This window comes from Xylanimonas oleitrophica (genome assembly GCF_003244315.1).
Taxonomy (GTDB): Bacteria; Actinomycetota; Actinomycetes; order Actinomycetales; family Cellulomonadaceae; genus Xylanimonas_A; species Xylanimonas_A oleitrophica.
Window position 1 is genome coordinate 45,739 of record NZ_QKWH01000005.1, and the last position, 20,944, is coordinate 66,682.

General features: G+C 72.8%; 22 protein-coding genes. 16 read left to right on the plus strand and 6 right to left on the minus strand.

The features are described 5' to 3' along the window. Positions 1-5: 5 nt before the first annotated feature. The gene (locus DNL40_RS08920; protein WP_146252058.1) at positions 6-848 is read right to left on the minus strand and encodes an alpha/beta hydrolase family protein; all 843 of its coding nucleotides are present in this window, start codon (positions 846-848) and stop codon (positions 6-8) included. Between the two features lie 105 nt (positions 849-953). Further along, positions 954-1,394, minus strand: a complete 441-nt coding sequence (locus DNL40_RS08925; RefSeq protein ID WP_111250908.1) for a Fur family transcriptional regulator — start codon at positions 1,392-1,394, stop codon at positions 954-956. A gap of 124 nt (positions 1,395-1,518) precedes the next feature. Here DNL40_RS08925 and DNL40_RS08930 point away from each other — a divergent pair, with 124 nt between their 5' ends. From DNL40_RS08930 to DNL40_RS16595, 10 genes are all read left to right on the plus strand, one after another. Next, the gene (locus DNL40_RS08930) at positions 1,519-2,034 is read left to right on the plus strand and encodes a GNAT family N-acetyltransferase (protein WP_179951014.1); all 516 of its coding nucleotides are present in this window, start codon (positions 1,519-1,521) and stop codon (positions 2,032-2,034) included. A 19-nt stretch (positions 2,035-2,053) separates the two neighbouring features. Further along, positions 2,054-2,482 carry a VOC family protein gene (locus DNL40_RS08935; protein ID WP_111250910.1) on the plus strand — a complete coding sequence of 143 codons (429 nt, stop codon included), beginning with the start codon at positions 2,054-2,056 and terminating at the stop codon, positions 2,480-2,482. A gap of 1 nt (position 2,483) precedes the next feature. Next, positions 2,484-2,984, plus strand: a complete 501-nt coding sequence (locus tag DNL40_RS08940) for a tetratricopeptide repeat protein (RefSeq protein ID WP_111250911.1) — start codon at positions 2,484-2,486, stop codon at positions 2,982-2,984. 281 nt (positions 2,985-3,265) lie between these two features. Beyond that, positions 3,266-3,796, plus strand: a complete 531-nt coding sequence (locus DNL40_RS08945; RefSeq protein WP_281268448.1) for an RNA polymerase sigma factor — start codon at positions 3,266-3,268, stop codon at positions 3,794-3,796. Next, positions 3,793-4,773, plus strand: coding sequence for a CU044_5270 family protein (locus DNL40_RS08950; RefSeq protein ID WP_111250913.1), 981 nt, complete (start codon positions 3,793-3,795; stop codon positions 4,771-4,773). The genes DNL40_RS08945 and DNL40_RS08950 overlap by 4 nt, the downstream gene beginning before the upstream one ends. Before the next feature lie 381 nt (positions 4,774-5,154). Further along, the gene (locus tag DNL40_RS08955; RefSeq protein ID WP_218926025.1) at positions 5,155-5,985 is read left to right on the plus strand and encodes an alpha/beta fold hydrolase; all 831 of its coding nucleotides are present in this window, start codon (positions 5,155-5,157) and stop codon (positions 5,983-5,985) included. Between the two features lie 183 nt (positions 5,986-6,168). Continuing rightward, on the plus strand, positions 6,169-8,973 hold the full coding sequence (locus DNL40_RS08960; RefSeq protein ID WP_111250914.1) for a M36 family metallopeptidase: 2,805 nt from the start codon (positions 6,169-6,171) through the stop codon (positions 8,971-8,973). A gap of 109 nt (positions 8,974-9,082) precedes the next feature. Continuing rightward, a complete protein-coding gene (locus DNL40_RS16185; protein WP_146252059.1) occupies positions 9,083-9,475 on the plus strand; it encodes a hypothetical protein in 393 nt (130 codons plus the stop codon). 81 nt (positions 9,476-9,556) lie between these two features. After that, a complete protein-coding gene (locus DNL40_RS08970) occupies positions 9,557-10,834 on the plus strand; it encodes an MFS transporter (RefSeq protein ID WP_111250915.1) in 1,278 nt (425 codons plus the stop codon). Position 10,835: 1 nt separating this feature from the next. Continuing rightward, positions 10,836-11,555: a MerR family transcriptional regulator gene (locus tag DNL40_RS16595; RefSeq protein ID WP_218926026.1), complete on the plus strand. Its 720-nt coding sequence runs from the start codon at positions 10,836-10,838 to the stop codon at positions 11,553-11,555. A gap of 25 nt (positions 11,556-11,580) precedes the next feature. Here the strand turns inward: DNL40_RS16595 and DNL40_RS08980 are convergent, their stop codons facing one another. Beyond that, complete coding sequence (locus DNL40_RS08980) at positions 11,581-11,991, minus strand: Rid family hydrolase (protein WP_111250916.1); 411 nt, start codon at positions 11,989-11,991, stop codon at positions 11,581-11,583. An 80-nt stretch (positions 11,992-12,071) separates the two neighbouring features. On the opposite strand from DNL40_RS08980, the gene DNL40_RS08985 reads away from it, so the two are divergent. Next, on the plus strand, positions 12,072-12,437 hold the full coding sequence (locus tag DNL40_RS08985) for a winged helix-turn-helix transcriptional regulator (protein ID WP_111250917.1): 366 nt from the start codon (positions 12,072-12,074) through the stop codon (positions 12,435-12,437). A 42-nt stretch (positions 12,438-12,479) separates the two neighbouring features. On the opposite strand, the gene DNL40_RS08990 is transcribed toward DNL40_RS08985, so the two are convergent. Then, positions 12,480-13,661 (minus strand): AI-2E family transporter, encoded by a 1,182-nt coding sequence (locus tag DNL40_RS08990; RefSeq protein ID WP_111250918.1) that lies wholly within the window; start codon positions 13,659-13,661, stop codon positions 12,480-12,482. A gap of 248 nt (positions 13,662-13,909) precedes the next feature. Between DNL40_RS08990 and DNL40_RS08995 the strand changes: the two genes are divergently transcribed. Together DNL40_RS08995 and DNL40_RS09000 are read left to right on the plus strand one after the other, a co-directional pair. After that, the gene (locus DNL40_RS08995) at positions 13,910-14,437 is read left to right on the plus strand and encodes a hypothetical protein (RefSeq protein ID WP_245885792.1); all 528 of its coding nucleotides are present in this window, start codon (positions 13,910-13,912) and stop codon (positions 14,435-14,437) included. 64 nt (positions 14,438-14,501) lie between these two features. After that, positions 14,502-15,068, plus strand: a complete 567-nt coding sequence (locus DNL40_RS09000) for a GrpB family protein (RefSeq protein WP_111250919.1) — start codon at positions 14,502-14,504, stop codon at positions 15,066-15,068. Here DNL40_RS09000 and DNL40_RS09005 read toward each other — a convergent pair. Both DNL40_RS09005 and DNL40_RS09010 read right to left on the minus strand, forming a co-directional pair. Then, entirely contained in the window at positions 15,034-15,834 is an 801-nt protein-coding gene (locus DNL40_RS09005) for an alpha/beta fold hydrolase (RefSeq protein ID WP_245885793.1), read from the minus strand. The two genes, DNL40_RS09000 and DNL40_RS09005, sit on opposite strands and share 35 nt — an antisense overlap. Positions 15,835-15,869: 35 nt before the next feature. Further along, positions 15,870-17,852 carry an endo-1,4-beta-xylanase gene (locus DNL40_RS09010; protein WP_111250920.1) on the minus strand — a complete coding sequence of 661 codons (1,983 nt, stop codon included), beginning with the start codon at positions 17,850-17,852 and terminating at the stop codon, positions 15,870-15,872. Positions 17,853-18,276: 424 nt separating this feature from the next. Between DNL40_RS09010 and DNL40_RS09015 the strand changes: the two genes are divergently transcribed. The 3 genes from DNL40_RS09015 (at position 18,277) to DNL40_RS09025 (ending at position 20,914) form a co-directional block, all read left to right on the plus strand. Further along, positions 18,277-19,203 carry an ABC transporter ATP-binding protein gene (locus DNL40_RS09015; protein ID WP_111250921.1) on the plus strand — a complete coding sequence of 309 codons (927 nt, stop codon included), beginning with the start codon at positions 18,277-18,279 and terminating at the stop codon, positions 19,201-19,203. Then, a complete protein-coding gene (locus tag DNL40_RS09020) occupies positions 19,200-20,075 on the plus strand; it encodes a hypothetical protein (RefSeq protein WP_111250922.1) in 876 nt (291 codons plus the stop codon). Before DNL40_RS09015 ends, DNL40_RS09020 begins: the two co-directional genes overlap by 4 nt. A gap of 80 nt (positions 20,076-20,155) precedes the next feature. Then, positions 20,156-20,914, plus strand: coding sequence for a hypothetical protein (locus DNL40_RS09025; protein WP_245885794.1), 759 nt, complete (start codon positions 20,156-20,158; stop codon positions 20,912-20,914). Positions 20,915-20,944: the final 30 nt, after the last annotated feature.

A 20,944-nucleotide genomic window follows, 5' to 3' on the forward strand; every position in this document is an offset into this window, starting at 1 on the left:
CCACGTCAGGGCACGTGCCTCATGAGCGTGCGGCGGAAGAAGTCGACGGACTGCTCGGCGACGTCGGCCTTGGCCTGCGGGTCGTCGTGCTCAGGCAGCACGAACCCGTAGTGGCCCGACTCCGTCGAGCCCACCGTGCCGCCCTCGGCTCCCGGGATCAGGGCGGCGTAACGCACCCCGTTCTCCCCCGGCGGCGCCATCCGGTCAGCCGCCGTCCATCGCACGGCCACCGGGACCTCGACGGCGGCCAGGCTGGCCTCGTCCAGCAGCGGACCGGCTGCGGGGCACAGCAGGAACGCCGCGGACACCCGCGGATCACGAAGGTCGGCAGCGGCAGGCTCCGCCCACGCCGCGCGGGTCCGGTGGTCGTAGCGTTCCTGAAGCTCGTCAGCCAGGCCGGGGTACTCCGGGGCCGCGCCGACCGAGAGCGCACCCGTCATGAGCGCCTCGAACCGGTCGGCGCGCACCCGCACCCCGCAGACCGCCGCAGCCGTGTACCCGCCGATGGAGAAGCCGCCCACCCCTGCCGGGCCGCGTGCGGTGACGTGGTCGAGCACGAACGTGACGTCCAGCGCCCGGTCCCACCACCACACGAACGCCTCGGGCACGTAGTCGTCGAGGTAACTGTTGCCGTGGTGGTCCAGCGCGACGACGTCGAACCCCGCCGTGCAGAGGGCTTGCGCCCACCAGGCCAGGCCAGGGGCGCCGCCGCCGGTGCCGTGCGACAGCACCACCAGGGGCGCCTCGGCGGCCGGCGCCCGCCACTCGTAGATCCGCACGGGCCGGGCGCCACCGCCGTCGAACGCCGCCCGGGACGGGTCGTGGATCACGTGCACGCGTGGGTCCATGGCGGGATGGTCGCAGGCCAGACGCAGAAGGGCGAGCGCCTGCCACGGGTCCAGGGCGCCCGGGGCGGCCCCGTCAGCGGAGCACGCAGGGATGGCCGCTCACGCTCAGCCGGCGTCGACGGTGGAGCTCGCCGCGCAGTCGGGGCACAGGCCCCAGAAGACGACCTCGGCCTCGTCGATGCGGTAACCGTGGTCGCTGGACGGCGTGAGGCAGACCGTCTCCCCCACCGCGCAGTCGATGTCGACGATGGTGCCGCACGAGCGGCACACCAGGTGGTGGTGGTTGTCCCCCACCCGCGTCTCGTACCGGGCGACGGAACCGGCGGGCTGGATGCGGCGCAGCAGCCCGGCGTCGGTCAGGGTGCGCAGGGAGTCGTAGACCGTCTGGTGCGAGACGTCCTGCAGCTCGTCGCGGACGGCGGCGATCACCGAGTCGGTGTCGGCGTGCGGCAGGGAGTGCACCGCCCCGAGGACGGCGAGCCGCGGCCGCGTGACGCGCAAGGAGGCGCCACGCAGCATCTCCTCGGCGTCGATCGCGGTGGTCATGCCGTCCACGGTGCGCGCTTTTCTGGAAGTGGTCAAGTTTTCACGGGCAAGGTCACAACGCCCCATGACGGCGGAGAGGAGCCGGCAGTCCTCAGGAGTGCCAGGGATGGATAGTCTCGCGCGGGTGAGCGCCATCAGCCCCCAGCCCCCGGTCGTCCCGCGCAGGCCCGCACGGGTGCGCCTGGCCGACGCGGCAGACGCGGTCGCGATCGCCGACGTGCACGTGCGCTCCTACGAGGAGGCCTACTCCTCGCTGCTCTCGGCCGAGGTGATCGCCCGGCACGCCCAGACCGCCCGGCCCCGCTGGTCCGAGCGCCTCTCGGACGCCCGCGGCGACCACTACTGGCTGGCGGAACGCTCCGGCCAGGTGGTCGGCTTCAGCTGGGCGCAGGCCACCGGTGCACGAGCGGTGCGCCCCCTGGAGCTGGTGGGGCTCTACGTGCTGGCCGCGGAGTACGGCACGGGCACGGCGGACGTGCTGCTGGAGGCCGCCGTCGGCGACGCCCCGTGCTTCCTGTGGGTGGCCGAGGGCAACGCCCGGGCTCAGGCGTTCTACCGCCGCCACGGGTTCGAGCCGGACGGCGCGGTGGACGTGCTCGGAGAGGGTGACGACACCACCACCCTGCGGATGGTGCGCTGACGCTCGATAGTGTCCGCCCATGACGACGCGCGGCCACCTGCACCACCTGGAGATCTGGCTCCGGGAGGCGCCCTCACCGGACTCCGGGCTGCCCTGGCTGCTCGCCGAGCTCGGGTATCGGCGCGAGCAGACCTGGGGATCGGGCGAGTCGTGGCACCTCGGCGGCTCGTACGTGGTGCTGGAGTCGGGGCCTGACGTCGTCGACACACCCCACGAGCGCACCCGGCCCGGCATGAACCATGTGGCGTTCTTCGCCGGCACCCCGGCCGAGGTGGAGGCGCTCGCCGCGAGCGCCACCGGGCACGGGTTCACGCTGATGTTCCCCGACCGGCACCCGTTCGCCGGCGGTCCGGACCACTACGCGGCGTACCTGGAGGACGAGGCGGGGTTCGAGGTGGAGCTGGTGGCGCACCCGTACGCGCCAGCGGCGGCCCGTCCGGAGGGCTGAGATGCCCTCGTACACGATCGACCCCGTCACGCTCCGGGAGGTGCCCGACGACGTCGGCGCCGCTCGCGCGCACGTGGCCGCGCTCACTGCGCGGGGCCCTGACGGCGATGCTGAACGTGTCTTCTGGCTGCGGGTGCTCGGCGAGCTGGACGAGGCGGCGAGGCTCGGGCGCGCCGTCGTGCAGCGGGCTGAGCCCGGCACGGCGCAGCACGCGGCAGCTCTCCTGCGCCTCGCTCACGTGCTGCAGTGGCAGGGCAGGTTCGCCGAGGCAGACGCGTTGTTCGACGACGCGCTGCGACAGGCTCGACGGCTCGAGCACACCGCGCTGACAGCCTTCGCGCTGCAGCACTCCGCCAAGTCGTTGTTCGACCAACGGCGGCACGCCGAGGCGCTGGACCGGTTCACGGAGGCGCTGCGGCTGCGCGAGGCCGACGGTGCACCGGCGGACCAGATCGCCTCCACCCGGCAGGCCCTCGCCGCCACGCGCGCCGCCGCGGGATGACGGAACGCCCTGCTCCAGGTGGCAGTCGATCTTCGACCTCCGGCTCCTGCTCATCCCGCTCCTGGGCGCTCTCGTTCTCGGGCTCCTCGGTGGGCTTCTGCCCGCCGTCGCCGCCAGCCGCGTCGAGCCTGCCGAAGCGGTGCGGTCATGAGTGCCGTCGAGATGCTCACTGACACGGTGGTGTTGCACCCGAACACCCGGCGACCATGTATAGGCGTGCGAGCAAGGATGAAAACATGAGGCCCGACCCTGGTTCCGGGTCGGACGCCGCCTTCAGCGAGATGTTCCGGGCGACGTACCCCGCCGTGCTGGCCTTCCTGGCGCGCCGTGTCGACCCGCACGACGCCGAGGACCTGGCTGCCGAGGTCTTTGCGATCGCCTGGGACGGCTGGGGTCGGATCCCGCTCGACGAGATGCGCCCCTGGCTCTTCGGTGTGGCCCGGACCCTGACCGCGAGCAGCCGTCGTTCTCGAGACCGGCATCGACGACTGGAGCTGCGCGTCGAGAACGACCGGCCCGTCGAGCGTGACGAAACGTCCCTGACAGACACGACGCTCGATCTACGTCGCGCCTGGGCGCGGCTGTCCGCCACCGATCAAGAGGTCCTGAGCCTCGTCGCATGGGACGGCATGACGGGCCGAGAGGCCGCCCAGGTCTTGGGCTGCACCCGGGCCGCCTTCTCCATCCGTCTCACCAGGGCCCGCCGGCGGCTCAAGCGGTTGCTCGATGCGAAGGAAGCCGTGCTGGAGCCCGGGTCCGAGGCCGTCATCCGGCACTCGACCTCCGTGCTCGCTGAAAGGAGCAAGTCATGAACCGCCTGATGAACGACCCAGTTCTGAAGCAGCTCGCCGAGCTGGATCCTGCTCCCGTGCGGCCGCTGACCCGCACGCAGGAACTCCGCGCAGACGCGCTGTTGCATCGGATCATGACGGGCCCTCGTCGGCCTGCCCGGGCACCCCGACAGGCCTCCAGGATCGGCCGCAGAGCCGCCGCAGCCGGCCTCACCGTGCTCGCTGCCATCGGTGCCACCGTCTTCGCCACCATGCCGGCTTCGGCCGAACGCGTCCTCCTCGAGGCGGCCGAGAACGCTGCGCGTCAGCCTGCCGTGACCTCCGAGTACTGGTACGTGCGTTCTCAGGTCAAGGACCCGCAGACGATTCCTTACCAGCGCGAGATCTGGCGATCCAAGGAACGTTCCGTGCTGCGCGACGAGCAGTCAGCGGCCTTCCGTGCTGCGCAGGAGGGCAAGGAGGCGCTGGATCCTGAGTTGGTGCGAGTCGAGGAGATCACCAATCAGGACGGTGTGGTGCCACCGTTCGGTGACGGCGTGAGCGTGACATGGGAGCAGCTCGAACGACTGCCGACAGACCCGGTCCGCCTCAAGCAATGGCTCACCGACAACCTTCCCGAATCGGGCCACGGGAAGGACTGGGCCTTGTGGGAAGCTACTGCGAGCCTCTTGCAGGAGAGCCCTGCGAGCCCTGAGCTCCGGCGGGCTCTGTGGGAGGTCGCGGCCTCCATCCCTGGCATCGAGCTGCTCGGAAAGACGACAGACAGTGCCAGTCGCACCGTGACTGCCGTGGAAGCTGACTTTTCCGACCAGGGCCTGGAGAGATTCGTACTCATGCTGAATCCCGGCGACGGCACTCTCCTCGAGACTCGCATATTCGATGCGGACGGCACGTTGCTCTACCGAGCCACGGTGCTGGAATGGGGTCCGCAGAACACTGCCCCTGAGCTGGAAGAACCCCTGTGCGGAACGGCGACCTCCTCGCACGCATCCTGCTGAGGCCATAGCATCCTCGACCTCCGGTCATGCGCTCTCCGAGCAGGACCCCGTGGCGCAGACGCGGCGCGAAGCCGTACGGACTCGAGACTGCGGGGTGCCCGGCCAGGATTGATCCCGGCCCGGCACCCCGCAGTCGTCGTGTTTCTGGACGAACTGTGCGGACGGGATCCGGTTCGCCCAGTTCGCCGAGGTGGCGTCGGTGCCGTTGGACGGCATCGGGTCCCGAGACTGCCCACCGCGAGCAGGGTTGTTGTTTGACGTCGGCATGCAGGCGTCGTGCAGCGCAGTCGCCCCTTCCTCCTCTGAGGAACTCCTCCGCAGGCGGTCCCGCACCGCACCCTTCCCGTTGCCGGTGCGCGCCGCCGTCCGCACGCTGGAGGCGTGACGTTCCCCCGGATCACCACGCTCCGCCGCGGCCGCCTGGTCTTCGACGTGCACGACGACGGCCCTGCCGACGGCGTGCCCGTCGTGCTGCTGCACGGGTTCCCGCAAGACTCGAGCAGCTGGTCCCGGGTGCTCCCGGCACTGCACGAGGCGGGCCTGCGCACCGTCGCGCTGGACCAGCGCGGCTACTCCCCCGGCGCACGACCGCGTGAGCGGTCGGCGTACCGGCTGGAGCACCTGGTGGACGACGTCGTGGACCTGCTGGACACCACGGGGCCCGCCCACGTCGTCGGGCACGACTGGGGCGGCAACGTGGCCTGGGCCCTGGCGGCCCGGGAACCGGAGCGGGTGCGCAGCCTGACGGTGCTGTCCGTCCCCCACCCTGCGGCGCTCGCACGCTCGCTCGTGCGCTCCGGCCAGGCTCTGCGGTCCCTGTACGTGGGCTTCTTCCAGGTGCCGGTGCTGCCCGAGGTGGGGATGCGGCGGACGCTGGAGGGGACGCTGGTGCGGATGGGGCTGCCCGCGGACGACGCCGCGCGCTACGCGGCCCGCATGCGGGAGCCGGGGGCGATGCGGGCGGCCCTCAACTGGTACCGGGCGCTGGCCCTGTCCCGCCCGGCGGTGGGCGACGTCGCGGTGCCGACCACGTACGTGTGGGGCTCGGCCGACCCCGCGCTGGGCCGTTGGGCGGCGGAGAGCACAGAGGGGTACGTGCACGCCCCGTACCGGTTCGTGGAGCTGGACGCCGGTCACTGGCTGCCCGAGACGCGGCCTGACGACGTGGCCGGTGCGGTGCTCGACCGCGTCACCGGCTACGAGGGCTCCTAGAGGGCGGTCGCGTCGGCGGCGAGTTTACGTAGATTTCACCGTTCCAGTAGGAAATTTCACCGGACGTCTGTTGAGGTCTCTCTGGGAGCACGCTCGGAACACGCTGCTCCCACCAGAGAGGTGCTCCGCCGGCGCCCGGCCCCCGGGACGCCGTGACCTGCTACGACGCATCACGGAGGAACCATGCCACCGCACGGAAGACCGCGCTCCCGTCCGCTCGCCCTCGCCCTCACCGGCGCCCTGGGCCTGACCGGGGTGGGGCTCGCCGTCCCCGGCACGGCCGGCGCCGCTCCCGACTCCCTGGACCTGGACGCGCTCGCCGCCGAGCACGTGCAGCAGCACGCGGAGGACTTCGGCGTCACCGCGGCCGACGTCGCCGACCTGGGCGTCCTGTCGAGCTACGAGAGCTCGCACACCGGCGCCCGCCACGTGAACCTGCTCCAGCACCGCGACGGGCTGGAGGTCTTCGGCGGGCACGTGACCGTGACCCTCACGGCGGACGGCGAGGTCGCCTACGTCGGCGCCCGGCTTGCCCCCGGCGTCGCGGCCCCGACGACGCGGCGCGCGGCGGAGCCCGCCGTCGACCCGGTCGAGGCGGTGGAGGCGGCCGCCGACGAGCTCGACCTGCCCGAGCCCACCGCACCCCGCGTGCTGGGGCAGCGCAGCGCCGACGGCGAGACGCTCGTCGACGGAGCCGGCGTCTCCACCGAGGCCATCCCGGCCCGCCTGGGCTGGCAGCCCACGGACGGCGGCCTGCGCCTGGCCTGGCAGCTCGTCATCGACGACGTGAGCTCGGAGTCGCTGTGGAGCGCCGTCGTCGACGCCTCCACCGGTGAGCTGCTGGAGGCCGAGGACTGGACCGACCACGACCACGCGGACGACCTGCAGGCCACCCTGGGCCGTGACGTCGCGTCGTCGGCGGCGTCCGGCACCCTGCTCGCCTCGGCGCTCCGCTCCCCGCAGACGGTGGACGACGGCTCGTCGTACCGGGTGTTCGGGCCGCCGGCCGAGAGCCCGTACGAGACGGGGCACGACGTCGTCCACAACCCCGCCGACGCGCTCGCCTCGCCGTTCGGCTGGCACGACACCGACGGCGCCCCCGGTGCCGACCACACCATCACGCGCGGCAACAACGTGCACGCCTACCTGGACCAGGACGCGAACAACCAGCCGGACGCGGGCGGCAGCCCCGACGGCGGGCCCGGCCTGACGTTCGACTTCCCCGTGGCGCTGGGCGAGCACGCCCAGGCCAGCCGCGAGGCCGCCGTCACCAACCTGTTCTTCTGGAACAACGTGGTGCACGACATCTTCTACCGGTACGGGTTCGACGAGGCCTCCGGGAACTTCCAGGCCAACAACTACGGCCGCGGCGGCGTCGCCGGTGACTACGTGCGCGCCGAGGCGCAGGACGGCAACGGCGTCAACAACGCCAACTTCTCCACCCCCGCCCAGGACGGCGGCACGCCCCGCATGCAGATGTACGTGTGGCCCGGCAACCAGTTCGGCGCGCAGAACGAGGTGCGGGTCGAGGGCGTCGGGTCGTTCGGTGCGTCGTGGGCGCGCTTCACTCCCCCGGTGACCTCCGAGGGGGTGGCAGACCTCGGCCTCGTCGTCGGCGGGCAGGGCTGCACCACCGCGGAGTACCCGGGCGTCCAGACGGGCGCGTGGCTGGCCGTCGTCGACGGCGACACCTCCGCCTGCGGCTACCTGCAGCGCGTGCGGGTCGCCGAGTCGCTGGGGGCCAGCGGCGTCGTCGTCGTGCACCCCGTGGCCGACCAGGCCGCACCGATCCTCAGCGGCTCCCTCGCCGACGGCATGCCCGGCATCCCCGCGGTGGCGGTCACCGCCCAGGACGGTGCGGTCATCAAGGACGCCGTGGCTGCCGGTCACACGGTGGGCGCCCTGCGCAAGAACCCCGAGCACCCGGGCATCCGGGACGGCGACTTCGACGCCGGCATCATCTTCCACGAGTACGGCCACGGGCTCTCCAACCGCCTCACCGGCGGGCCGGGCATCAACTGCCTGTCCGGGCAGGAGCAGATGGGCGAGGGCTGGAGCGACTACGTCGCCCTCGCGGCGCTCATCGACCCCGAGCTGGACCACCCGGAGGGTCCGCGTGGCATGGGCGCCTACGCCGTCTTCAACGAGGACCGCACCGGAGCGGGCATCCGGCCCCGCCCCTACTCCCGCAACATGGAGATCCAGCCGTTCACGTACGACAGCATCAAGACGGGCGGCTGGCTCGACGGCGGCTCCCTCGCCACCCCGCACGGCGTGGGCCACGGCTGGGCGTCCGTGCTGTGGGACATGACGTGGGACCTCATCGACCGGCACGGGTTCAACCCGAACATCTACGAGGCCTGGGACACCGGCGGCAACAACCTCGCCTACCAGCTCGTCATCGACGGTCTCAAGATGCAGGGCTGCGCTCCCGGGTTCGTCACCGGGCGTGACGCCATCCTCGCCGCCGACCGCGTGCTGACCGGTGGCGAGAACCAGTGCACCCTGTGGTCGTCGTTCGCGCGCCGCGGGCTCGGGTACAGCGCCGAGCAGGGGTCGTCCGCCAGCCGTGACGACAACAGCGAGGCGTTCGACACCCACCCCTCGTGCACCCGCGCGTTCGAGGGCAACGTGCGGCCCGGGCCGGCGCTGAACCGTGCCAACGCCGGTTCCACGGTGCCGCTCCAGTTCCGGCTCGAGCCCGGCCGCGGGGTCGACGTGCTGGCTTCCGGCTCGCCGTACTCGCGGCAGGTGAGCTGCGAGACGCTGGCCACGGTGGATCCGGCGTCGCCCACCGTGACGCCGCGCCCCGTGCCCGTCGTGGCCGAGACGCCCGGCAACAGCCGGCTCACCGTCAACGCCCAGGGCCGCTACCAGTTCCCCTGGAAGACGGACCGCGCCTGGGCCGGAACCTGCCGGGAGCTGGTGCTCACCCTCGACGACGGCGAGCAGCTCCGCGCGTACTTCCAGTTCCCTGGCCGGGGGTGACCGCGCGACCGTGATGACGACGGCGGTGCCTCGCCCCGCGGCCTCCGGGCCGTGGGGGCGGGGCACCGCTCACCCGGCCAGTGACCCCGGTGGCCGGTAGCGTGCTGGCATGAGGCGGGAGCTGGCGGCAGCGACCACGGCGGTGGCTCTCCTCTGCCTGGCCGCGTGCGGTCCCGCCGCCGAGCCGGTCGGGTCGGCGGCCTGGCGGCCCTCGCCCCACCCTGGGGCCGGAGGCCCCACGGCCCTGCTCGAAGGCCGCCTCGAAGAGGGCGACGGCTGCCTCTACCTGCGCACCGAGAACGGCACCGTGTACGTGCCCGTCTTCCCCGGCGAACCCGTCTGGGCCTCCGACGACGAGATCCGTGCCGGTGACGCCACCTACCGCCTCGGCGACGTCGTCCAGCTCGGGGGCGGCCAGGGACAGGGTGGCCAGGGACAGGCCGTCGACGTCCACTCCCCGGAGGGGTGCGACCCGCTCGCTCCCCGGTGGAACGTGTTCTGACCGGGGGCTCAGCACGCCAGGCGGCTCATGTCGCTCAACGCCGCTTGACCATGCCGTTGCGGCACGGTCTTGGGTGGCCGCATGGGTCGAAGCACATGGGTGTACCTGGGGTCGTACTGCCTGTCCCTCCTGGGGAACGGGATCGCGTCGGTGGTCTTCCCGCTGCTCGTGCTGGCACGGACGGGCGACGTGCTGGCGGCGGGCGTCGTGGCGGGAGCGAGCGCCGCGGCGGCCGCGGTGGTGGGGCTGCTGGCCGGCGTCGTCGTCGACCGGGTCAACCGCAGGACGGTCTCGATCGTGAGCGACGTGCTCTCGGCCGCGTCGGTCGCCGCCCTGCCGGTGGTCGACGCCCTGTGGGGCCTGGACATGACGTGGTTCCTGGTCCTGGCGGTGGTCGGGGCTCTCGGTGACGCCCCCGGGATGACGGCGCGGGAGACGCTGCTGCCCGGCCTCGTGCGCCTCTCCGGTGACCGTCCCGGCTCGCTCGACCGCCTCGTAGGCATCCGTGAGGCGCTGGCCGGAGCGGTCCTGCTCGCCGGGCCGGGCCTCGGTGGGCTCCTGGTGGCGGTGCTCGGGGTGGGGTCGGCGGTGCTGCTCGTCACCGCGGGCGCGAGCGTCGCTGCGGCGCTCCTGACGTTGCTGGTCCAGCGGGAGGCCGGGGCCGTCTCGATCGCTCCTCGGCCTGGTGGTACCGAGCAGGCACGTGGTCTCGGCACCGGCGTGCGGCAGGTGCTGACCGATCTGGGGGCGGCCTGGCGGTTCGTGCTGACCCACCGCCTGGTGCGGGGGACGACGTTCCTGTCCGCTTCGCTGGTGGCGGTGGTCGCGGCCCTGCAGACCACGGTGATGCCCGCCTACTTCACCGCCGCGGACGCTCCCGGCCTGACCGGGCTGGTGCTGAGCGGCTTCTCGCTCGGGGCGCTCCTGGGCGCCGGCCTCTACGCCGCGACGGCGGGCAGGGTGGCGCGCCGGGCGTGGTTCGTCGTCGGGATGGTGGGGATGATCGTCGGCTTCACGGCCATCGGCACCCTGGCCGCGCCTTGGGTGGTCCTGGCCGCTGCCGTGCTCATCGGGCTCACCAACGGTCCCGTCTCGGCCGTGCTGGGCGTGGCCACCATCGAGGCCACCCCCGACGCGATGCGTGGGCGGGTGCTCGGGGCGCAGAACGCCCTGATGATGGCTGCGCCGGCGGTGAGCACCGCACCGGTCGCCGCCGTCGCGACGACGTGGGGCCTTCCGGCCGCCGGCCTGGCGCTCGCCGCGGTGGTCGCCGCGACGGCCGTCGTCGCGCTCCTCGTGCCGGCCTTCCGCGTGCTGCATGCTGGTGCCCCCGTGGGTCGCGGCGAGCAGGAGGTGTGAGATGCCGTGGAGCACCCGGCGCCTGGCCGACCTGGCCGGCGTGAGCCTGCGCACCGTGCGGCACTACCACGACATGGGACTGCTGCCCGAGCCCGTGCGCCGCTCCAACGGCTACAAGGAGTACGACGTCAGCCACCTGGTCACGGTGCTGCGCATCAGGCGCATGTCGACGCTCGGGTTCTCGCTGGAGCAGATCGGCGCGATGCTGGACGCGCCGCACGACGCGGACGCCGTCCTGCGAGACCTCGACGCCGAGCTCGAGGCCACGATCGCCCGTCTGCAGCGGGCGCGCACCGAGATCGCCGCCCTCCGCAGGCTGGACGTGACGCCGGACATCGGCGTGCAGACGCACACGCTGATGGACACCCTCGGGCACGACCGCTACAGCCGGGACGTCGCCGTCGTGCTCACCCACGTCCTCCCCGAGCAGGACCTCGATCTGGCTGCTGCGGTCATGGCCGACGCGGCCCGCGAGCTCGGTGACCTCCATGACGAGTTCGCCGCGCTGGACGGCGACTCCAGCATCGAGGAGATCGCGGCGCTCGCCTCGCGAGTCGTCGAGGAGATCGGCGCGCTGGTCGCAGCGCGCCCCGAGCTCGCCGAGGCCCCTGCTCCGAGCCGGGCGCACCTGACAGAGGCGCTCCTGGAAGCGGTCAACGCCGGCCTCAACCCTGCGCAGACCGCCGTGCTCAACCTTGCGATGAGCCGGCTGCCCGGGTGAGGCCGGCGCGCGGACCAGCGCGTCGTCAGTCGACGATCGCCGTGGCCTCCACCTCCACGAGGACGTCGGGCTCGAACAGCACCTCGACGCCGATGAGAGAGGCGGGTGGCAGGGGCAGCGGCAGCCCGATCTCGGCTGCCACCTGCTCGACGCCGGCCATGAAGCCGGTGATCTGGTCGGGCGTCCAGCGGGTCACGTAGAAGGTCAGGCGCAGGACGTCGTCGAACGTCGCACCCGCTGCCGCGAGTCCGGTGGCGGTGTTGCGCAGCGCCTGGGCCACCTGGCCGGCGAGGTCGCCCGGAGCGACGGGCGTGCCGTCTGCCAGCCGGGCGATCTGGCCGCTCACGTGCACGTGGCGGCTGCCCGTGCCGACGGCGACGTGGTGGTACGGGGTGGGCTGCAGCAGGCCGTCGGGGGTGAAGCGGCGCACGGTCACGGGAACCTCCTGGGGTAACGGTGATCAGGTACCCCTGTGATACCTGGTGTTCTCAGGCCACCTCAACGAGACTAGGTTCCATGACCGATACCGCCCACGAGCGCCTCGCCATCGGCGCACCGCACCGCGACCTGCTCGACCAGGTGCTCGACAAGTGGTCCCTCGAGGTCCTCAACGAGCTCTGCGAGCGCCCGTGCCGCTTCAACGACCTGCGCCGCGCCATCCCCGCGGTCACCCAGAAGTCGCTCACCGCGACGCTCCGGCGCCTGGAGCGCAACGGCATCGTGGAGCGCACCCTGCTGAGCACCCGGCCCGTGGCCGTGGAGTACCGGATCACCCCGCTCGGCAAGACGCTCCGCCGGCCCGTCGACGTGCTGCTCGACTGGGCGGCCCGGAACATGCCCGACGTCGAGGAGGCACGGCGGCGGTACGACGACAGCCTCTAGGGTCGGCCCTCCCGCGGCCGCCGCGCGGGCGGCCGCTCGTCCTCAGACGGTCTCGGGGCGCTTCTTCCGGGCGAACCGTGCGGCGAGATCGGGTCCGTCCCACACCTGGATGGCGCGCCAGATCGACGCGGCGATGGGCACGGCGAGCACGGCACCGGTGATGCCGACGAGCACCGTGCCCGCGGTCAGCGCGAACAGGATGATCAGCGGGTGCAGCCGCAGGGTGCGGCCCATGACGATCGGCTGGAGGAAGTTCCCCTCGAGCTGGTTCACGCCCACCACGATCGCGACGACGACGAGCGCCTCCACCGGCCCGACGGCGACGAGCGTCACCAGTGCCGCGAGGATGCCCGCGAGGGTGGCGCCGACCAGCGGGATGAAGGCGAGCAGGAAGACGAGCACGGTGAGCGGCAGCACGAGCGGCACGCCCACGATCGCCAGACCGATGCCGATGCCGACGGCGTCGACGAGCGCCACGATCGCCGTCCCGCGCACGTAACCGCCGAGGGTGCGGATGGTGGCCTCCCCGACGCGCTGCGCACGCTCGTACTGGCGCCCCTCGAAGGGCCGCAGCAGCACCTCCCACATCATCGGGCCGTCCTTCAGGAAGAAGAACAGGACCACGATCATGATGACGAAGCCCGCGACGAAGTCGGCGGTCTGGGAGACGCCGGCGACGGCGCCCGACCCCACGGCGTCGGACTGCAGCAGGTTCACGGCCGAGTCGCGCACCGACGCGATCTGCTCCTCGGTGATCTCGAACGGCAGACCCTGCACGTAGCTCTGCAGGGACTCCAGGCCCTCGATCGCCTGGCTCTGCAGCTCGCCCCACTGGTTCACCACGGCTCGCACCACGAGCCACATGATCCCCACCAGCAGGGCCACCAGCGTCAGGAGCGCAATCCACGTGGCGACGATCGACGGCAGGCCCCGGCGGCGCAGGAGCGAGACCAGCGGGGAGATCGCGGCTGCCAGCACGAGCGCGATGAGCACCGGGATCACCACGAGGGTCAGGCGTGTGCCCACGAACCCGAAGACGCCGATCACCGTGACGACGGCGAGGACCTGCAGCGCGCGCGTGCCCACCCGGCCGAAGCCGTCCGACCACAGGCGGGAGGTGCTGCTCTCGACGTGCGTCTCGTCGGCAGGCGGCCGTTCCTCGACCACGGTCACCTCACCGGACGGCGCGGGGCGGAGCGGTTTGCGGCGGCCGAAGAGACGCATCGCCTGTCCTCCTGGGGCTCGGTGCTGGCAGACGCCGGACGAGCCCGACGCTATTGCCGTCGAGCGTCGGCCGCGCGCCGACAGGGGTCCGGCGGGCAGCCGTGACATCCGTCATGGCCCACCGGTGAGGAGTGCAGAGAAGCCGGTGACGGCGGGCACGAGGCCGACGCCGGATCCCGGGCGAGGCTTGAGCCATCACGACGACGCCCCCGGGACGGGGCAGCCCGGCCCCCGGAAGGACCCACCCGATGAACTCCGACCTCCTCCACGACCTCGGTGTCACGAACGCGCTCACCTGGATCTCGGAGCGCCTCGGCGGGGCAGAGCTGTGGGAGCAGGCGCTGCTGCTCGCGCTCGCCGGCGTCATCCCCCTCATCGAGTCCTACCTCGGCTCGTTCCTCGGCATCGCGTTCGGCGTGCCGGCCTGGGTGGCCGTGCCGGCCGCCGTCCTCGGCAACCTCGTCTGCACCATCGGGCTGGTGCTCGTCACCTCCCGGGTGCGGGCCGCCGCCACCCGCGGCCGCCTCCGCAAGGAGAAGGACGACACGTGGTTCCGCCGCCGCGTGGCCCGCGCCGCCGAGCGCTACGGCGTCCCCGGCGCGTCCCTCCTCGGGCCCCTCACCCTGCCCAGCCAGGTCACCGCGACGGTGCTCGTGGCCCTCGGCGCGCGCCGCAACCAGGTCATCCTCTGGCAGAGCATCTCGATCGTGCTGTGGGGCCTCGCGTTCGGCCTGTTCGGCGAGGCGCTCGTGGGCGGGCTCGCCCCGGGCGCGTGACCACCCAGCGGTACGGCCGACGGCGCAGCACGGCGCAGTCGACCACGGGTGGGAGGATGCGGCCGTGACGAAGAACCGCAGGCCCCGCCGCCCCGACGTCACGACGGTCGAGATCGTCGGCGGCCCCGAGCGGATCGAGGTCCCGCTCCACGACCACGACGACCGCTGGGCGGCCACCTACCGCGACCACGAGCGGCGCATCCGTGACGCCCTCGCCCCCGCCGACGTCGACATCGAGCACATCGGCTCGACGTCGGTGCCCGGGCTCGCTGCCAAGCCGATCGTCGACATCGTCGTGGCCGTCGAGGACATCACCGCCGAGGAGGACTACCTCGACGCCCTCCTCGACGCCGGGTACCGGCTGCGCGTCCGCGAGCCCGGGCACCGCCTCGTGCGCACGCCCGAGCGTGACGTCCACGTGCACGTGTACGAGCGGGGCGACACCGCCGTGGACGAGTACCTCCTCCTGCGCGACCACCTGCGCACCCACCCGGACGACCGTGCGCTGTACGAGAGCACCAAGCGGGCCCTGCTCGGCCGGCAGTGGGACGACATGAACGACTACGCCGCCGCCAAGACCGACGTCATCGTCGAGATCAAGGCGCGGGCGAGGGCCGCCCGCGGGCAGTGAGCAGGTAGCGGCGCAGCAGGTCCGTCCACGCGTCCGGGACGTCGAGGTGGGCGTCGTGGCCCGCACCCCGCAGCACGGCACGCTCCGTGGCCGCGCGAGCCGCGACAAGCTCATCCTGCTGCTCCACCGTGAACATGCCGTTCTCCGCGAACACCGCGAGAGTGGGGACCGTCAGCGAGCGCCACTCCTCCCAGCGCGGTTCGTGGACGGCCGCCAGCACCGCCTCCATCACGTCCGCGTCGAACCGTGGACGAAGCCCTGCCGGCGTGCGCTCGAGGTCGGCCACCCACGCCTCGGTCAACGGCGAAGGGCCGAGAAACGCCCGCGCCGTCTGCTCGTGCGCGAACGGGAGGGGCCAGCTCGCGAACCACGCTCCCAGCCGCGCCGCCTCCCCCGGCTCGCCACCCCGGACGTGACCCTCCAGCATCACGAGCCGGTCGACCAGGTCGGGGCGGGCGTGCGCCACCAGGAACGCCGTGTGCGCCCCCATCGACTGCCCCACGAGGCAGACCTTCCGGCCCGGGGCGAGCGACTCCACGACCGTGACGACATCGGCCACGAAGGCAGCACGCGACACGTCCGCGGGCCGGCGCGTGCTCGCCCCGTGCCCTCGCTGGTCGACGACGAGGACCCGGAGCTCCGGCGAGAGGGCCTCGGCCGTGGGCAGCAGCTCCCGGCCGCTGCCGGCCAGCCCGTGCAGCAAGACGACCACGGGGCCGTCCCCACCCGTGTCCATGACCGAGAGCTGGGCATCCTGCGTCGTCACGCGACGGGTCTCGGCGCCCCCGCATGCCCGGCTGCTCAGGTGCAGGTGCTTTCCGTGCCTGGCCCGACCACGACGTCCACCCTGCCGCCGCCGGGCGCGAGACGGACGCACCGCTCCTCCTCGACGGCGCCCGCGGAGTCGACGCTGCGGAAGCTCAGGCCCTGCCGGTCGGAGCGCTTGAGCGTGAACGGCCCCTCGTAGGTGACCCAGTCGCCGCCGTCGATCCGGTACTCGGTGCGCGCCAGCGCGGCAGGTGCCGTGGCCTCGGCGTCCAGGGTGACGGTGACCCAGTTGTTCCCCCGGTAGGTCAGCGTGGTCGTCGGCGGTGCCACGGGCTCCGCGACGGCTCCGGGCCAGCTCACGAGGAGCTCGTCGCCTACGGCGGTGACCTTCTCCACCGTGAGGGTGTTGATGGAGAACGCGTTGCCTCCCCCGCCGCCGCGGACGCCGATGTTGCCGATCAGCCCGTCAGCGGGCTGCGACCCGTCCAGCGTGATCTCGCTGACCAGGGTGTAGCTGCCCATGTTGACCATCCCGCTGTTGAAGTACGCGGGGACGTGGGTGGCCACCTGGCTGGCGGAGTACTGGTGGTCGTTGACCGCCGCGCCGTCGGCGCTCGTGTAGCCGTCGTTGGTGTTGTCCTTGAGCCACCGCACGCGGATCGCCGTCGTGCCCTTGGCCGTGTAGTTCACGCTGAACCGGTAGGTCGCGCCCGGCTCGGGCCGGAACGCCACCTCGCCGTCGTCGGTGGTGGACCATGGCCACGCCGACGCGTCGTCGCCCAGGACGATGTTCGCACCGCTCCAGGAGTCGCCGGCCGAGGTGTCGAACACGTGGACGCCGGGGACCGGGGCGCGATCCTCGCCGCCGGAGGTGTCGATGTACTCGTGCGTGGCGAGGAACTCGTCCGGGTACAGGATGCCCAGCAGCGCCAGCTTCGCCTTGCCGTCGTAGTCGTACGGCATGGCGAACTCTCCGCCCTTCCAGCCGGTGCGCACGTCGCGGACGCCCGCCAGCTTCACGGCGGTGATCACCCGGGGGTTTCCCGTCGTGTTCGCCGGGCCGGCCGCGTGGTCGCGGTAGACCTTGAACAGCTCGGCGTACTTCATGCCCTGGTTGTTCTCGTTCTCCGGCGTCAGCTCGCCGGGCGGCAGGGCGACGTCCATCTCCGTGACGTTGACCTCGACGTTCCCCAGCGAGGCGAAGAGCCTGATGTTGTCCTCGACGGCGGACACGTCCGTGGACAGGTTGTAGTGGCCTTGCATGCCGATGACCTCGATCAACGGCTTGCCGCTCGGGCGCACGCCGGTGTAGCGCTCGTTGATGTCCTTGACCATCTCGTAGACCACGCGGGCCTTCGCCGGGGAGTCGAGCCCGAAGTCGTTGTAGGTCAGCTTCACGTCCCAGCCGTGGGCGTCGACCACCTCGGCAGCCTTGAGGAAGGCGAGCTCTACCCAGTCGGAACCGAGCGCCTGGTACCAGCCCTCGCCCTTGGCCAGGGAGGCACGCCAGTCGGCCGGGTCAGCGGTGCCGACCGCCTCGTTCACGACGTCGATCGCCACCAGGCGGTCCCCGAAGTGCCCGAGCACGGCCTCGATGTGGGTGTTCAGGTTCTCCAGGGCGACGTCGCTGTCGAACGTGCCCGGCTGGCCGAACCGCGCTGGGGGCGCGTCCCACATCCACGTCGGCGTCTGGGAGTGCCAGGCCAGGGTGTGCCCGTAGAACAGGAGGTCCGGGTTCTGGGCCGCGTGCTCCTCGAACGCCCCGTCCGCCGCGTCGAACGTGAACACACCCTTGTCCCGCTGGGTGCTCTCGGGCTTCATCTCGTTGCCCGGCGTGTAGGACGCGTAGTTGTAGATCAGCCCGTTCATCTCACCGCGGCCGAAGATGCCGAACGAGAAGTGGTCCTCGTAGACGTCCTTCATCGCCGGGTAGTGCTCGAACGTCAGCCCGCTGGGCGGAAGCTCCGGCTCGGCGGCCGTTGCCGGGTCTCCTGGTCCGATCGCGGGGACCGTCATGAGCCCCGCGAGCGCAGCGGCCGCGACAGCGCGGGCTGCTCCTCTGCCCTGCCGGCCGCTCCGCGGGGAGCGGCCTGGTCCGGTGGCCGCGAGCCGTCGTCCTGAATCCGGCACTGGATTCCTCCTGGTTGCCCTGCCGCGCCACGGTGCGCAGCCGTCTCGGGTGGGGCGACTCTCACCGTCGAAAGGTCGCGCCACTGAACTTATCCGCTCTGCAAACGTTGTCAAGGGTTCCGCAGCCTGCGTCGGGCACGCTCCAGGAGCTCGGTGACCACCCGGTCGGCCGGGCTGCGGCCTCCTCCCACGGGAGGAGGCCGCAGCCCGTCGCTTCTCCTCCGGCAGCAGGTGCTGGGCGCCAGGTCAGGCTCCGTAGCGTCGCTGACGGACGCCCCGCAGGGCGCCGAGCCGACGACGAGGAGACGTGATGATCGAGGTGGAGGCGCTGACCAAGCGCTACGGAAGCACGACAGCGGTGGACGGGCTCACGTTCACCGCCCCGCCCGGGACGGTCACGGGGTTCCTGGGGCCCAACGGCGCCGGCAAGTCCACGACCATGCGCGTCGTCGTGGGGCTCGAGCGCCCGACGTCGGGCACCGCGACGATCCACGGGCGGCGGTACGCCGACCTGCCCGCGCCGCTGCACGCTGTGGGCGTCATGCTCGACGCCCGCTCGGTGCACCCGGGCCGCACGGCGTACAAGCACCTGCTGGCGATGGCGCAGACGCACGGCATCAGCAAGGCCCGGGTCCGTGAGGTCATCGCGCAGACAGGTCTGGAGCCGGCCGCTCACCGCCGTGCCGGCACCTTCTCGCTCGGCATGGGTCAGCGGCTCGGCATCGCCGGGGCGCTGCTGGGCGACCCGGCCACGCTCATCCTCGACGAGCCGGTCAACGGCCTGGACCCCGACGGTGTGCTGTGGGTGCGCCGCCTCGTCCGTGACCTCGCCGCGGAGGGGCGCACGGTGCTGCTCTCCTCCCACCTCATGCACGAGCTCGCCCTGTGCGCCGACCGGGTCGTCATCATCGGCCGCGGGCGGCTGCTCGCCGACGCCCCCGTCAAGGAGATCGTCGAGCGCTCCGAGCGTGCCGGCACCGTGCGGGTGCGCACGCCCGACCCCGAGCCGCTCACCCGCGAGCTGGTCGCTTCCGGTGCTCAGGTCACCCCGCAGGAGGGCGGGGTGCTGCACGTGCGCGGCGCGTCGGTCGACGACGTCGGGACCGCCGCACGACGGTGCGGGGCGACCGTGCTCGAGCTCGGCACGGAGTCCGGGTCGCTGGAGGAGGCGTACCTGCAGCTGACGGGTGACGCGGTCGAGTACCGCGCGGCCGACGCCCGGGGCGGTGCGCGATGAGCGCCGCGACCGCGACCCCGCACGGGGCCCGCGCGACGACCGCGCGCCCCGGCCCCGCCTTCGGGCGCGTCGTCGCGGCCGAGGGGACCAAGCTCCTCTCGCTGCGCTCGCCGTGGTGGGCCGCCGCCGTGACGGTGGTGGTGGCCGGCGTGATCACCTACCTGTCCGCGGAGGCGTCCTCGGTGGACCCCGGGTTCGAGCCGCTCGACTCCCTGTCCACCGGCCTGGCGCTGGCGCACCTCGGACCCCTCGTGCTCGGCGTCCTGGTCGGCGCGGGCGAGTTCCGCACGGGCGCGTCCCGGACGACCTTCACGCTGGTCCCGCGACGATGGCCGGTGCTCGCCGCCCAGGTGCTCGTCACGGCAGCGTTCGCGCTGGGCACGGCCGTGCTGGCGACGGCGGCGAGCGTGCTGGGGATCCTGCCCTCGGCGGCGTCGCGTGGCATCACGGTCGACCTCACGAGCGACGACACCCCCGGGCTCGTCCTGGGCATGGTGCTGTTCCTCGTCGCGCTGGCGCTGTTCGGGCTGGCGCTGGGAGCGCTGCTGCGCCGGACGGTCCCCGCCCTGGTGACGGGGCTGCTCGTCGTCGTGATCCTGCCGGTCGTGCTGACGACGGCGGGCGACCCGCTCGTCAGCGGCGCCGACCCGGCGTCGACGGGGCTCGCCGGCCCGCCGACCACCGTCCTCGGCACGCTCGCGGTGCTGAGCCCCGGCGGCGCGGCCCAGCTGATGACGACGTCCGCCTCCGCCGGGCCGATGTCGGGCACGCCCGACCTGGGTCCGGTGGGCGGCGGCCTCGTCTTCGCTGCGTGGGTCCTCGTCGTGCTCGTGGCAGCGGCCGTGCGGCTGCGCGCCCGGGACGTGCGATGACGACCGTCCTCCCGGAGTCCCGCGCACCGCAGCGAGCCTCGCGCGGCGCTCCCAGACGCACCGGACCGACCCTGTGGCGCGTGCTCGCCGCGGAGCGGACGAAGCTCACGAGCGTGCGGGCGAACACCTGGCTGGTGCTCGGCACGGTCGTCGCCGCGGCGGGCACCGCGTACGGGCTGGGCATGTTCGTCCGGCCAGACGACGGCCGCTCGGGGTCCTGGGTCGTGACCTCCGGGTTCGTGCTCGCTCAGCTCGGCTTCCTCGTCCTCGGGGCGCTCGTCGGGACGGCGGAGCACACGACCGGGACGGCGCGCACGACGTTCACCGCCGTGCCCCGGCGGCTCCCCGTGCTCGGCGCGCAGGCCCTGGTCGCCGCGACGACCGCTCTCGTGACGGCGGTCCTCGCGCTGGGTGCCTCGTACGTCGCGACGGCGGTCGCCCCTCTGGCGGACGCCCCCGCGCTCGACCTGTCCGTGCCGGGTGCGTCGCGTGCGCTCCTGGGGTTCGCGCTCGCCTCCGTCGCGGTCACCCTGCTGGGCCTGGGCCTCGGCGCGCTGCTGCGGCGCCCCGCGGCTGCGCTCGTCACCGGCGTCGTCCTCGCGATCGTCAGCGACCAGCTCCTCGCCGCGAATCCCAGCCGGTTCACCGACACCGTGCGATCCCTCCTGCCGTCGGCGGGCGCACGGCTCACGCAGGACGACGCCGCGCTCGCGGCGCTGGACGCGGCGACGCGCGGCCCGCAGCTCGGCGTGTGGGGCGGCGGGGTGGTCGTCGGGGCCTGGGTCCTCGTGGTGCTCGCCGCGGCGGCGTACCGGCTGCGGCGTCATGACGTCCGCTGACGGCACCTCCTCCCGGGCGGTCGGGCCACC